The organism is Pseudomonas sp. D3, assembly GCF_029320995.1.
GTDB classification, from domain to species: domain Bacteria; phylum Pseudomonadota; class Gammaproteobacteria; order Pseudomonadales; family Pseudomonadaceae; genus Aquipseudomonas; species Aquipseudomonas paraveronii.
The window spans coordinates 1827573-1840661 of sequence record NZ_CP119772.1 but is presented as its reverse complement, the minus strand read 5'-3'; the positions used below and the strand labels follow the sequence as shown (position 1 = coordinate 1840661).

The 13089-nt window shown below is 63.0% G+C and carries 13 protein-coding genes, 1 tRNA gene, 1 pseudogene and 1 riboswitch; of the genes and pseudogenes, 12 read left to right on the top strand and 3 right to left on the bottom strand.

Going from position 1 to position 13089, the window contains the following annotated elements; genetic code table 11:
• Position 1 precedes the first annotated feature (1 nt).
• On the bottom strand, positions 2 to 436 hold the full coding sequence (locus tag P3S72_RS08375) for a DUF3757 domain-containing protein (protein WP_276196952.1): 435 nt from the start codon (positions 434 to 436) through the stop codon (positions 2 to 4).
• Positions 437 to 590: 154 nt separating this feature from the next.
• On the bottom strand, positions 591 to 935 hold the full coding sequence (locus P3S72_RS08370) for a hypothetical protein (RefSeq protein ID WP_276196951.1): 345 nt from the start codon (positions 933 to 935) through the stop codon (positions 591 to 593).
• A gap of 313 nt (positions 936 to 1248) precedes the next feature.
• A riboswitch (guanidine-I (ykkC/yxkD leader) is annotated at positions 1249 to 1350 on the top strand.
• 60 nt (positions 1351 to 1410) lie between these two features.
• Here P3S72_RS08370 and P3S72_RS08365 point away from each other — a divergent pair.
• The 12 genes from P3S72_RS08365 (at position 1411) to P3S72_RS08310 (ending at position 12670) form a co-directional block, all read left to right on the top strand.
• Positions 1411 to 2478, top strand: a complete 1068-nt coding sequence (locus P3S72_RS08365; RefSeq protein WP_276196950.1) for a putative urea ABC transporter substrate-binding protein — start codon at positions 1411 to 1413, stop codon at positions 2476 to 2478.
• Between the two features lie 12 nt (positions 2479 to 2490).
• Positions 2491 to 3306: an ABC transporter permease gene (locus tag P3S72_RS08360; protein WP_253393967.1), complete on the top strand. Its 816-nt coding sequence runs from the start codon at positions 2491 to 2493 to the stop codon at positions 3304 to 3306.
• Positions 3303 to 4067 carry an ABC transporter ATP-binding protein gene (locus P3S72_RS08355; RefSeq protein ID WP_276196949.1) on the top strand — a complete coding sequence of 255 codons (765 nt, stop codon included), beginning with the start codon at positions 3303 to 3305 and terminating at the stop codon, positions 4065 to 4067. The genes P3S72_RS08360 and P3S72_RS08355 overlap by 4 nt, the downstream gene beginning before the upstream one ends.
• A complete protein-coding gene (locus tag P3S72_RS08350; RefSeq protein ID WP_276196948.1) occupies positions 4064 to 4789 on the top strand; it encodes an urea amidolyase associated protein UAAP1 in 726 nt (241 codons plus the stop codon). Before P3S72_RS08355 ends, P3S72_RS08350 begins: the two co-directional genes overlap by 4 nt.
• A gap of 9 nt (positions 4790 to 4798) precedes the next feature.
• Positions 4799 to 5428 carry an urea amidolyase associated protein UAAP2 gene (locus tag P3S72_RS08345; RefSeq protein ID WP_276196947.1) on the top strand — a complete coding sequence of 210 codons (630 nt, stop codon included), beginning with the start codon at positions 4799 to 4801 and terminating at the stop codon, positions 5426 to 5428.
• Positions 5429 to 5602: 174 nt separating this feature from the next.
• Positions 5603 to 9226 (top strand): urea carboxylase, encoded by a 3624-nt coding sequence (uca, locus tag P3S72_RS08340; RefSeq protein WP_276196946.1) that lies wholly within the window; start codon positions 5603 to 5605, stop codon positions 9224 to 9226.
• Between the two features lie 59 nt (positions 9227 to 9285).
• Positions 9286 to 9498 carry a cysteine-rich CWC family protein gene (locus tag P3S72_RS08335; RefSeq protein WP_017844882.1) on the top strand — a complete coding sequence of 71 codons (213 nt, stop codon included), beginning with the start codon at positions 9286 to 9288 and terminating at the stop codon, positions 9496 to 9498.
• On the top strand, positions 9498 to 10190 hold the full coding sequence (locus P3S72_RS08330; RefSeq protein ID WP_276196945.1) for a pseudouridine synthase: 693 nt from the start codon (positions 9498 to 9500) through the stop codon (positions 10188 to 10190). Before P3S72_RS08335 ends, P3S72_RS08330 begins: the two co-directional genes overlap by 1 nt.
• 304 nt (positions 10191 to 10494) lie before the next feature.
• Entirely contained in the window at positions 10495 to 11379 is an 885-nt protein-coding gene (locus P3S72_RS08325) for an alpha/beta hydrolase (protein ID WP_276196944.1), read from the top strand.
• A 142-nt stretch (positions 11380 to 11521) separates the two neighbouring features.
• A tRNA-Gly gene (locus P3S72_RS08320) sits at positions 11522 to 11595 on the top strand.
• A gap of 221 nt (positions 11596 to 11816) precedes the next feature.
• Complete coding sequence (locus tag P3S72_RS08315) at positions 11817 to 12341, top strand: DUF3833 domain-containing protein (RefSeq protein WP_276196943.1); 525 nt, start codon at positions 11817 to 11819, stop codon at positions 12339 to 12341.
• A gap of 23 nt (positions 12342 to 12364) precedes the next feature.
• Positions 12365 to 12670: a DUF6482 family protein gene (locus tag P3S72_RS08310; RefSeq protein WP_276196942.1), complete on the top strand. Its 306-nt coding sequence runs from the start codon at positions 12365 to 12367 to the stop codon at positions 12668 to 12670.
• 104 nt (positions 12671 to 12774) lie between these two features.
• Here P3S72_RS08310 and P3S72_RS08305 read toward each other — a convergent pair.
• A pseudogene (locus P3S72_RS08305) lies at positions 12775 to 12939 on the bottom strand (transcriptional regulator); the annotation flags it as partial.
• Positions 12940 to 13089 lie beyond the last annotated feature (150 nt).

The window sequence follows — 13089 nt, the reverse complement described above, 5'->3', positions numbered from 1 at the left end:
GTCAGGTTTTTGGCTTTTTAACCGTGAATGAACAATTGTCCGGCTGACTGTCCTGGCAGATATACACCGGCAGGCCGAAGGGGTCGCTGGCGAGGCGCCAATGCAACGTATCTGTCAGCGACATCGTCTCCACCTCCCCCGATCTGCCGTATCGCAAGTCCACCCTCTGCCCTTCGTTGGAGAGGTAGCTGCACTTGTCGACATAGCCGCTTTCGCGATCCTGCTCCTTGCCCGGGGTAAAAATGGCGCCAATAAACTGGTCGACAAACGCCCGATGACCGATCTTCGGGCTTTGCCACAGCACTGTTCCAGCCGTCGCCTGGAAGTAGCCGTCGACATATTTGATTGCCGAGGGATAAGGGCAGCCTTGCTCCGCTTGCACGTGGGCAACGCCACCGACCATCAGGAGTAAAACGCACACCAATTGTCTGATCATCTGGGCTCCATTCGCTCACTGGGCAATCGAAAAGGTGCAACTGCCTCTCCCAGTTAAATACACTAGAACCCCAGACAATAGCTGTTAAATTTGACAGTAGCGCAAAATGCTACGAAAAAGCGGCGCTTCCTGCGCCGCTTGCCTTCAAGACCTGTCAACGATGGCCTCCGCGGCCTCCGCCATGATCGCCACCGCGACCACGCCCGCCATTGCCCCAGCGATCACCCCAGCCCTGGTTTGGATAAGACCGGTACCCCATGCGGGGCCCTGGATAGTAACGCGGCGCCGGCGGGTAATAACGCGGGGCGGGCGCGTAGTAACGCGGTGCCGGGTAATAGTCACGCCGATATTGATACGCCGGGCCGCCGCCGTAGTAATACACCGGGGCCGGTGCGGTATAGACCTCGGAACGGTAATAACCTGGGCCTCCATCGTAATAGGGCACGCACGCAGAAAGGGTCAGACCGAGCACAGCGAGAAGAAGCAGTCGTCGATACATGGCGGCCTCCTGGACCGCGAAAGAGCACCGCCAGCGACGCTGGGGAGCGGCATTCAGCGTTTGCTGAATGACGAAACATCTGACATCAAAAAGCGAAACTGGTGCGATTTCGACACAGACTGAAACATCTGTTTCGGGCAAACCGAGCGCCTCATTGCAGTGCGGCGACGCACCAGTGCGACGCACCCGCCCGCACTCAGGCGTGGGGCGTTTCGCGCAAACCCGCGATCTACGCGCCCGCGTCCTACTTGGCACGACTCTCGCTTTGCCTCTTGCGTGCAGGATTCATCACAGGTTCGCGGCACCACAATTTGCAATGGCCGACTAGGGTTCCGGCTCGCGAAACGCGAGTGGCTGGTCCGAGAGTTGGCGACCTCCAGTTGAGGTTACACGGCGGGATAAAAGCCCGGGAGACAAGCCACCGTTCACGGTGCCGCGTTGCTCCTGCTCGCCCTCGATCAACTGGAGAAGCCCCATGCCCGCAATCCGTTTACCCGCCCTGCTCGCCGCCGCCTTTGCCGCTCTACTGAGCGTCCAGACCCAAGCCGCCGCCAAAGACCACTTCAGCGTGTGCTGGACGATCTATGCCGGCTGGATGCCATGGGAGTACGCCGGCAGCCAAGGCATCCTCGACAAGTGGGCCAAGAAGTACGGCATCACCATCGACGTGGTGCAGCTCAATGACTACGTCGAATCCATCAACCAGTACACCGCCGGCCAGTTCGACGGCTGCACCATGACCAACATGGACGCCCTGACCATCCCCGCCGCCGGTGGCGTCGACAGCACCGCGCTGGTCGTCAGCGACTTCTCCAACGGCAACGACGGCGTGGTGCTCAAAGGCAGCGGCAAGACCGTGGCCGATCTCAAGGGCATGAACGTCAACCTGGTGGAACTCTCGGTGTCCCACTACCTGTTGGCCCGTGCGCTGGAGTCGGCCGACCTCAGCGAGAAAGACCTGAAAGTGGTCAACACCTCCGACGCCGACATCGCCGCCGCCTTCAACACCGACCAGGTGCAAGCGGTGACGACCTGGAACCCGATGCTCTCCGCGATCAACGCCAAACCCGGCGTCACTCAGGTGTTCGACTCCAGCAAAGTACCCGGCGAAATCATGGACATGATGGTGGTCAACACCCAGACCCTCAAGGACAACCCGGCCCTGGGCAAAGCCCTCACCGGCGCCTGGTTTGAAGTGGTCGCGCTGATGAACGCCAAAGGCGCCGCCAGCAGCGAAGCCCTGGAGCATATGGCCAAGGCCTCTGGCACCGACCTCAAGGGGTTCCAGTCGCAACTGGACACCACCAAGTTGTTCGCCACGCCCAAAGAAGCCCTGGCCTTCGCCACCAGCGCGCAGTTGCCAGCGACCATGCGCAAGGTCGCCGAGTTCTCCTTCCAACACGGCCTGTTGGGTGAAGGGGCCAAGGACACCAGCGCCGTGGGCATGAGCTTCGCCAATGGCGTGACCAGCGGCGACAAAGCCAACCTCAAGCTGCAATTCGACCCCCGCTACGTGCAGATGGCCGCCGACGGCACGCTGTAAGAGGACCCGGCCATGCGCCTGATCAACCGTCACCCGGACCGTTCCAGCCGCCTGTTGTTGGTGCTGCTGCCGTTCGCCCTGCTGCTGTTCGCCTACTTCGTGGGCTCGGCCGAGCGCCTGGCGGATAACCCCAACGACAAACTGCTGCCCAGTGCCGGGCAAATGTTCGAGGCGGTCAAGCGCCTGGCGTTCAGCGCCGACAGCCGCACCGGCGACTACGTGCTGTGGCAAGACAGCGCGTCGAGCCTGCGCCGCCTCGCGCTCGGCCTGGGCATCAGCGCCCTCGCCGGCCTGTGCCTGGGCATTGCCGCCGGGACGTTGCCGTTGTTCGGCGCGCCGTTGTCGCCGTTGCTGACGGTGCTGTCGATGGTGCCGCCGCTGGCGATCCTGCCGATTCTGTTCATCGTGTTTGGCCTGGGGGAATTGTCCAAGGTGATGCTCATCGTCATCGGCGTTACCCCGTGCCTGGCCCGCGACCTGGAACAGCGCGCACGCGAGATTCCGCTGGAGCTGCTGGTGAAGGCACAGACCCTCGGCGCCTCGACCTGGACCCTGATGCTGCGCGTGGTGTTGCCGCAATTGCTGCCGCGCCTGCTGATCTCGCTGCGGCTGATGCTGGGCTCGGCGTGGCTGTTCCTGATCGCCGCCGAAGCCATCGCCTCCACCGACGGCTTGGGTTACCGGATCTTCCTGGTGCGCCGCTACCTGGCGATGGACGTGATCTTGCCCTACGTGGTGTGGATCACCCTGCTCGCCTGGCTGATGGACTGGGGCCTCAAGGCCCTGACCCGGCGCGCGTTCCCCTGGTACGAAGGAGCGCGGGCATGAGCTTTATCAGCGTCAACAATGTGTGGCAGCGCTATGGCGATCAGGTGGTACTGGAGGGTTTGAATCTGCAGGTCGCCGAGGGTGAATTTTGCACGCTGGTCGGCACCTCGGGTTGTGGCAAATCGACGTTTCTGCGCCTGCTGCTGGGCCAGGAAACCGCGAGTAAGGGCCAGATCCTGCTGGACGGCCAAGCCCTGGCCGCCGAGCCGGATGCCAGCCGTGGCGTGGTGTTCCAGCGCTACTCGGTGTTCCCGCACCTGAGCGTGCTCGACAACGTCGCCCTCGGCCTTGAGCTACCGCGCTCGCCGTTGCTGGGACGGTTGTTCGGCAAGGCCAAAAAAGCCGCCCGCGAACAGGCCGCCGCGCTGCTGCACAAAGTCGGCCTCGGCCACGCCCTCGACAAGTACCCGGCGCAGCTCTCCGGCGGCATGCAGCAACGCCTGGCCATCGCCCAGGCCTTGATCATGAAACCGCGCATATTGCTGCTGGACGAACCCTTCGGCGCCCTCGACCCCGGCATTCGCAAAGACATGCACCAGCTACTGCTGGAACTGTGGCGCGAAACCCGGCTGACGGTGTTCATGGTCACCCACGACCTCAGCGAAGGCTTCAGCCTCGGCACGCGCCTGCTGGTGTTCGACAAAGTCCGCGTCGACCCCCACGCCCCCGGCGCCTATGGCGCGCGTATCACCTACGACATCCCTTTGAACAGCGCACGCCGCAAGGCGCTCGCCGCCGAACTTGGAGCGACTTCCCAATGACCGATTCGACTCAACTATTCCCCCCGTTCGCCGAAGAAATGCTGCCCGGCGGCGGCCACCGCTCCTTCGTGCTCAAGCGCGGCCAACTGCTGCGACTCACCGACCTGCGCGGCGGCGCCAACGCCAGCCTGACCCTGCTCAACGCCAACGAAAAAACCGAACGCCTGAACCTGCCCGACAGCCTCAAATGCCAACACACCGCCAAGCTCACCCGCGGCCACTGCCTGTACTCGGACATGGGCCGCGTACTGGCGGCGATCACCGCCGACACCTGCGGCTGGAGTGACAGCATCGGCGGCGTGCTGTGCGCGGCCGAGGTGGCCGAGAAATACGGCCAGGGGCGCTACCAGGAACTGCGCAACGGCTTCTACCGCAACGGCACCGACAACCTGCTGGTGGAATTGGGCAAGTGGGGCCTGGGCCTTTCCGACCTGCTGATGACCCTCAACCTGTTCAGCAAAGTCAGCGTGGATGACGGCGGCGGCCTGCACTTCGTGCCGGGCAATTCCACCGCTGGCGACTACATCGAACTCTACGCACCGATGGACACCCTGGTGGTGCTCACCGCCCTGCAACACCCGATGGACCCCAACCCCGCATACGCCCCACAACCGCTGAAACTGAGCTGGACGAACGCCGACCCAAGCGTCGCCGAACACTGCCGCACCTCGCGCCCGGAAAACGCGCGCGGTTTTATCAACACCGACCGCCTGTTCGCTTGAGGAGCTGCCATGTCTATCGCACTGAAACAACCGGACACTGCGGTGTACCGCGCCACCATCCCCGCCGGCGAGCCGTGGCTGATGGAGGTCAAGGCCGGGCAGACCCTGCGCATCCTTGATCTGGAGGGCAACCAGGCGGTCGATACACTGTTCTACAGCGCAAAAAACCCTCGCGAGCGCTACGACGTGCAACGCACGTTGCGCCGCCAGAACAACGTGTACCTGGGCACCGGCAGCGTGCTGTATTCCAACCTCGGCCAGCCGATGCTGACCCTCGTCGAAGACACCTGCGGGCGCCACGACACCCTCGGCGGCGCCTGTGCCCAAGAGAGCAACACCGTGCGCTACGCCCTGGAAAAGCGCTACATGCACAGCTGCCGCGACAACTACCTGCGGGCCTGCGCCCACGACGGCCGCCTGGGCAAAAGCGACATCGGGCCGAACATCAATTTCTTCATGAATGTGCCGGTCACGGCCGACGGCGGGCTGACCTTCGAAGACGGCATTTCCGCCCCCGGCAAGTACGTCGACCTGCGCGCCGAGATGGACGTGATCGTGCTGATCTCCAACTGCCCGCAATTGAACAACCCGTGCAATGCCTACAACCCGACCCCGGCGGAGTTACTCGTATGGAACTGAAGTTCAAGCGCTTGCGCGGTTGGCTGTTTGCGCTGTGCCAGGCCCGCAGCGGGCAGTGCCTGCGAAACCGCTGAACCCTGAGGGGGGAGCAAGCACCCTCCCACACTCATGACAGGCACTGCGGACGACCGTAGTGCTCCCTCACTTTGCGGGACGGCCCGCAGGGTTTTGCCCATGTTCGAAAAACTCTTGATTGCCAACCGTGGCGCCATCGCCTGCCGCATCCTGCGCACCTTGCGTGAACTGCACGTCAAGGGCGTCGCCGTGTACGCCGAAGCCGATGCGGCCAGCCTGCACATTCAACAAGCCGACGAAGCCTACAGCCTCGGTGAAGGCGCGGCGGCCGGCACCTACCTGGCGGTGGACAAAATCCTCGCCATCGCCAAAGCCAGCGGCGCCACCGCGATTCATCCCGGCTACGGTTTTCTCTCGGAAAACGCCGCCTTCGCGCAAGCCTGCGAAAACGCCGGCATCGCCTTCATCGGGCCGACCCCGCAACAACTGCGCGTCTTCGGCCTCAAGCACACGGCCCGGGCGCTGGCCAAGCAACAGCAGATTCCCTTGCTCGAAGGCAGCGAACTGCTCGACAGCCTCGACGCTGCCTTGCTCGCCGCCGACCGCGTGGGCTACCCGGTGATGCTCAAGAGCACCGCCGGCGGTGGCGGCATCGGCATGCGCGTGTGCCGCAACATCGCGCAGTTGAACGAGTCCTTCGAGGCCGTCAAACGCCTGGGGCAGAACAATTTCAGCGATGCCGGGGTGTTTATCGAGAAGTACATCGAACACGCTCGCCACCTCGAGGTGCAGGTGTTCGGTGACGGCGCGGGCGAGGTGATCGCCCTCGGCGTGCGCGACTGTTCGGTGCAACGGCGCAACCAGAAAGTCCTCGAAGAAACCCCGGCACCGAACCTGCCGGAGGGCATGGCCGAGGCCCTGTGCGCGGCGGCAATCACCCTGGCCAAGGCCGTGAATTACCGCAGCGCCGGCACGGTGGAATTTATCTTCGACCGCGCCGACGGCCGCTTCTACTTCCTCGAAGTGAACACGCGCTTGCAAGTGGAACACGGCGTCACCGAACAAGTCTGGGGCGTCGATCTGGTGCGCTGGATGGTGCAACTGGCGGCGGGTGAACTGCCGCCGTTGACCCGCCTGGTATTGAACCCGCAAGGGCATGCGATCCAGGCGCGCCTGTATGCCGAAGACCCGGGCCGGGATTTCCAGCCGAGCCCGGGCTTGCTGACCCACGTGGACTTTCCGCTGGCCGAAGGGTTGCGCATCGACACGTGGGTCGAGGCCGGTTGTGAGATCCCGCCGTACTTCGACCCGATGATCGCCAAGCTCATCACCTGGGCGCCCAGCCGCGAACAGGCGCGCCTGGCGCTGCATCAAGCCTTGAGCGACAGCCAGCTCTATGGCGTGGAAACCAACCGCGACTACCTGCGCCAGATTCTGCTGGCCGCACCCTTTGCCAGTGGCCAACCGTGGACGCGCTGCCTGGAAGATCTGGTCTACCACGCCGACACCGTTGAAGTCCTGAGCGCAGGCACGCAGAGCAGCGTGCAGGACTATCCCGGCCGGCTCGGCTATTGGGCCGTGGGCGTGCCGCCTTCCGGGCCGATGGACAGCCGCGCACTGCGCTTGGGCAATCGTCTGCTGGGTAATCGCGAAGGCGCCGCCGCGTTGGAAATCACCATGAGCGGGCCGCTGTTGCGCTTCAATTGCGCCGCCGTGGTGGCGGTGACGGGGGCGGATATTGCGCTGCTGCTCAACGATCAACCCGTGCCGATGAACACCGCGCTGCTGATCGAAGCCGGGTCGGTGCTGAGCCTCGGCACCCTCGCCGGAGCCGGCGCGCGCAGTTACCTGTGCCTGCGCGGCGGGCTGCAAGTGCCGGACTATCTGGGCAGCAAAAGCACCTTCACCCTGGGCCAGTTCGGCGGGCACGGCGGGCGTGCTTTGCGCGCGGGCGACGTGCTGCATCTGTTGCCGCTGGTCGACGTCAACGCGGGCCAGCAGTTGCGCGCTGAACCGCTGGCGCAGGTGCGCACGCTGCGGGTGATTTATGGCCCCCATGGCGCGCCGGAATACTTCCAGCCGGAGTACATCGACACCTTCTTCGCCACGCAGTGGGAAGTGCATTTCAACTCCAGCCGCACCGGCGTGCGGTTGATCGGCCCCAAGCCCGTGTGGGCGCGCACCGATGGCGGCGAAGCCGGGCTGCATCCGTCGAATATCCACGACAACCCCTATGCAATCGGCGCGGTAGATTTTACTGGAGACATGCCGGTGATCCTCGGGCCGGACGGGCCGAGCCTGGGTGGGTTCGTATGCCCGGTGACGGTGATCGAAGCTGACCTGTGGCAACTCGGCCAACTCAAGGCCGGCGACAAGCTGCGCTTCGAACCGGTGGACCTCAAGACCGCCCGCGATCTCGCGCTGAAATGGGATCAACTGTGGGCGCCGGGCGTGCCCGCACTGCAGGCGACGCGGTCTCACAGCAACACCGAGGAGATGCCATCGCGAGCAAGCCCGCTCCCACATTGGCCGGCGTCGCCGGTGGTGTTGGATATCGGCCAGGAAGATACGCGTCTGGTTGCCCGATTGGCCGGCGACACCCACCTGCTGCTGGAAATCGGCGCGCCCGAGCTCGACCTGGTGCTGCGTTTTCGTGGCCACGCGCTGATGCAGGCCCTCGAAACCCGCGCACGGCATGGCGTAATCGACCTGACGCCGGGCATCCGCTCGCTGCAGGTCCACTACCAGCCAGAACAACTGCCCCTGGCCGACCTGCTGGCGCTGATCAGCGGCGAATGGACGGCCGTATGCGCCACGCCCAACCTGCAAGTGCCTTCGCGCATCGTCCACTTGCCGCTGTCCTGGGATGACCCGGCGTGCCAACTGGCCATCGAAAAATACATGACCACCGTGCGCAAGGACGCGCCGTGGTGCCCGAGCAACCTGGAATTCATCCGCCGCATCAACGACCTGGCCGACCTCGACGCGGTGCGCCACAGCGTGTTCGAGGCGAGCTACCTGGTGATGGGCCTGGGCGACGTCTACCTCGGCGCCCCGGTGGCCACGCCGCTGGACCCGCGTCATCGGCTGGTGACCACCAAATACAACCCGGCCCGCACCTGGACCGCCGAGAACTCGGTGGGCATCGGCGGCGCGTATTTGTGCGTGTACGGCATGGAAGGCCCCGGCGGTTATCAGTTTGTCGGGCGCACATTGCAAATGTGGAACCGCTACCGGGAAGTCGCGGCCTTCGACGGCAAACCGTGGCTGCTGCGGTTTTTCGACCAGATCCGCTTCTACCCGGTGAGTGCCGAAGAGCTGGTGCAGATTCGTCGGGATTTTCCGCTGGGGCGCTTTGCGTTGAACATCGAGGACAGCGTGTTGAACCTGGCGGATTACCAGGATTTTCTGGCGCGTGAAGCGGCGGGTATCGATGCGTTTCGGGCGCACCAGCAACAGGCCTTCAATGCCGAGCGCGAACGCTGGATCGCCAGCGGCCAGGCGCACTTCGACAGCGAGGAACCGCCAGCGCCGCTCGGGCAAGACACGCCGCTGAAGGCCAATGAGTACAGCATCGACAGCCATATCGCGGGCAATCTCTGGCAGGTCCAGGTGGCTGCGGGTGAGCGCGTCGCGGCGGGCGCTGTGCTGGTGGTGCTGGAATCGATGAAAATGGAGATTCCACTGCTGGCGCCGTTTGCCGGCGTGGTGCGGGAAATCCCGGTGCAGCCCGGCAGCGGGATTGGTGCCGGCCAGCGGGTCGTGGTGCTGGAACGCGACTGAGCGGCGCTGTATCGTGCAGGGACCTTCGGCGCCCTGCCCGATCCAGCCTGAACCGAGCAATGACCACAGCCACCCTCTGCCCCGCCTGCGGCGCCCGCAACGACTGCACCCTGGCCGACCCGCGCACTGCCGACCAGGCCTGCTGGTGCTACAGCGTCACCATCGACCCGGCGGTGCTCGAAGCCCTGCCCGATGCATTACGCAACCAGGCCTGCCTGTGCCCGCGCTGTGCCCAGGTGGACGCACAGTTGCGTGGGGCTGAGCCGTTGTAATGCGCGTTGATCGATTCCTCAGCAACCTGCCGCGTTTCAATCGCCAGCAAGTCCGCCTGTTGTTGGTGGAACGGCGCGTGAGCGTCGATGGCGTGCCCGTCAGTGATCCTCACCATGAAGTGCGCGAATTCAGCCGGGTATGCGTGGACGATGAGGTGCTGCAGGCGGGTAAACCGGCGCGCTATTTCATGCTGCACAAACCGCCGGGCTGCGTGAGCGCCACCGCCGACCCACAGCACCCGACCGTTCTGGACTGGCTGGATGAACCGGACAAAGACGAACTGCATATCGCCGGTCGCCTGGACTTCAACACCACCGGGCTGATGCTGATCACCAACGACGGCCAGTGGTCGCGGCGCCTGACGCAACCGACGACCAAACTGCCCAAGGTCTACCGTGTGGAGACCGAGCAGGCGATCGGTGCGCAATACGCCGCCACCTTCGCGGCGGGGGTGTATTTCGCGTTTGAAGACCTGACGACTCAACCGGCCGAGCTGGAAGTGTTGGCACCGCGCCTGGCCCGCCTGAGTATCATCGAAGGTCGCTATCACCAGGTGAAACGCATGTTCGGGCATTTCAATAACAAGGTGATCGGCCTGCATCGGGAACGCATGGGGCCGCTGGAACTGGATGGCGCGCTGGCGCCCGGTGAATATCGGGCGTTGAGCGCCGATGAAATTTTGCTGGTCTGACGACCGTTCGGCCGGTGATGGCTAAAACCCATCTCGGCGACTTGCGACATCCCGAACCGACTGCTTGAATCAAACCGTCAGCCAAATTATGACTGGCGAGTCGCCTATAACCTCCAAGAAACACCTTGCCCCGCCCGCGCTTGATCCACGGGCCTCCCCGGCAAACAGCCCGCCCTGATAACACCCGTCGGCCAGCCGTCATCGGCTCGACATGGGCACTCATCTTCCAGGCGTATGCCTACCTGTCATAAAGCTCGTGCAGAGTGATCTGCGCGCACTACCCGCTTGCCAGGAGTCTTACGACATGAGGCCAGAAATCGCTGTGTTGGATATACAGGGTCAGTATCGGGTTTACACGGAGTTCTATCGCGCGGACGCGGCTGAAAAGACCATCATCCTGGTCAACGGCTCCATGGCCACCACGGCGTCCTTCGCCCAAACCGTGAAAAGCCTGTACCCGCAGTTCAATGTGGTTTTGTACGACCAGCCCTACGCCGGTCGCTCCAAAATCCATAACCGCCATGAGCAGATGCTGACGAAGGAAGTCGAAGGCCAGATCCTCCTGGAACTCATCGACCACTTCGCCGCCGAACACGTGCTGTCGTTCTCCTGGGGCGGCGCAGCCACCCTGGTCGCCCTCGCCCAGCGCCCGCGCCGCGTGGAAAAAGCCGTGATCAGCTCATTCTCGCCGGTGATCAACGCGCCCATGCGCGACTACCTCGAACGCGGCGTCGACTACCTCGGCAACCTCGACCGCGACCGCGTCGGCCACCTCGTCAACAGCACCATCGGCAAACACCTGCCGTCGCTGTTCAAGCGCTTCAACTACCGCCACGTCAGCAGCCTGGCCGAGCACGAGTACGGGCAGATGCACTTCCACATCAGCCACGTCCTCAATAGCGACCGTCTGTGCTACCTCAAGGCCGCGCGCCAGATCAGCGTGCCGGTGCTGTTTTTGAACGGCGAATGGGACGAATACACCAGCGCCGAGGATGCCCAGTTGTTCGGGCAATACGTGACGAACAGCAGCTTCAGCACAATCCAGGCCACCGGGCATTTTCTGGACATGGAACACAAAGCCGCCTGCCGCGACAGCCGGGACGCCGTGGTGGGCTTTCTGAAGCCTGCGCGGCAGGCCAGCCGATTGCGCTATCACCCGAGCCAGACGCAACATGCCTTTGCACTCTGAAACACAGCCGACTGCAGGAGCGAGCATGCCCGCGCCTACAGTCGGTCGGCGCGTCGCCTACGCAAACACACGCAACCTGCACATTTTTCGAAGAAAAACTTCAAATCCCGGCGCACATCTGGTACAAAGTCAGCCGCTCTGAGCGGGTGTCGTATAATGGCATTACTCCAGCTTCCCAAGCTGATAACGAGGGTTCGATTCCCTTCACCCGCTCCACTCAGATATTGGTCTCGCGTCAGGATGGTTTTGACGGGAGATGTAAAAAACCGGTCCTTGGTGGCCGGTTTTTTTATGAGTGAAATTTGCGCTCAGCGCTTCCCTACCTTTCCAGCCTCCCAAAATAGCGCCCACTAAAAACCTGTACAAATATATTTTTATGTACAACTATCACACCTTGAACGTCGACACTCAGCCCCACACGATCAAGGAGCCGGTCCATGGCACGCCTACTGATTTCACTGTTTCTGGTATTGAGCCTGAGCAGTTGCGGCAACGTAGAGGTCGACCACTACGCCGACCAGCAACCGCAGTTGGACCTGGAGCGTTTCTTCAGCAAACCCGTCAAGGCCTGGGGCATATTCCAGAAGCGTTCGGGGGAAGTGGCCAAGCGCTTTGAGGTGGATATCGCCAGCCGACGCGAGGGCGATGCTTTGATTCTCGACGAGCGTTTTCTCTACAGCGATGGCACGCGCCAGCAGCGGGTGTGGACGTTGACACCGGATGGCCCCGGGCGCTGGCGCGGGCGCGCGGGTGATGTGGTTGGCGAGGCAATTGGCGAGGTCGCCGGCAACGCATTGCGTTGGCGCTACCGCCTCAACCTGGCGGTGGATGGCTCGGTTTACGAAGTCGGTTTTGACGATTGGATGTACTTGATGGACGAAGACACGTTGATCAACCGTTCGAGCATGACCAAGTTTGGCGTCGAATGGGGCCAGGTCACGCTGTTCTTTCGTCGCCAATGAACGACCCACTGCGAGGGTGAATCATGAATATGCAAATGCTGACCGAACTGGCCGTGAAGGGTGAAGTACGCGAGTTGGAACTGCTGTCGCTGGAGGGCGGTTTCTACATCGCACGCGTCAGGCTCGAGCATACGGCGATGACGCTGCTGGACGAGGATGCGAAGCCGATGCGCATCGGCTCCACCACGCATTTGCGCGACCTGTTGCAACGGGTTCCGCCGTTTCCGTGTGTGCTGGTGCAGCACTGCGTCCACGATGAAATGTGCGGTACACGTGAAGGCCCCATCGGTGCGTTGCGTGTTCCGTTTACGTTGGCCCAGTCCTTCTAAGGCGCGTTTCATTCTTTGGCTGACCTTCCCGGCCAGGGAAGATCAGCCTAGTGCCTTGCGCGAAAGAACTTACGCGGCTTAATCCACACGGTCATCACAGACGGTTATCTATGCTCCAGGGCCGCCAATACGTGACCAGGATCATTGTAGAGGGCACGCAATAATGCCCTTGCCGGTCCTTCAGGTTCACGGCGCCCCTGCTCCCCGTTCTGAAGCGTTCCCACGGGCACATCAATCGCCTTCGCAAAGCGCGCTTGCGAAAGCCCCGTGAAAAAGCCGTTCGGGGTTCCTCGTGTCGGCGGCGCTCAAGGTGCTGCAACAGGATCGCTAGCTGCAACTCAAGCAAAGTCTGAATGCAGCAGCGCCTGCGTAGCGGGATGATGTCGCCCTGTCCAACCCGCAAGACCGGGATGATTGCC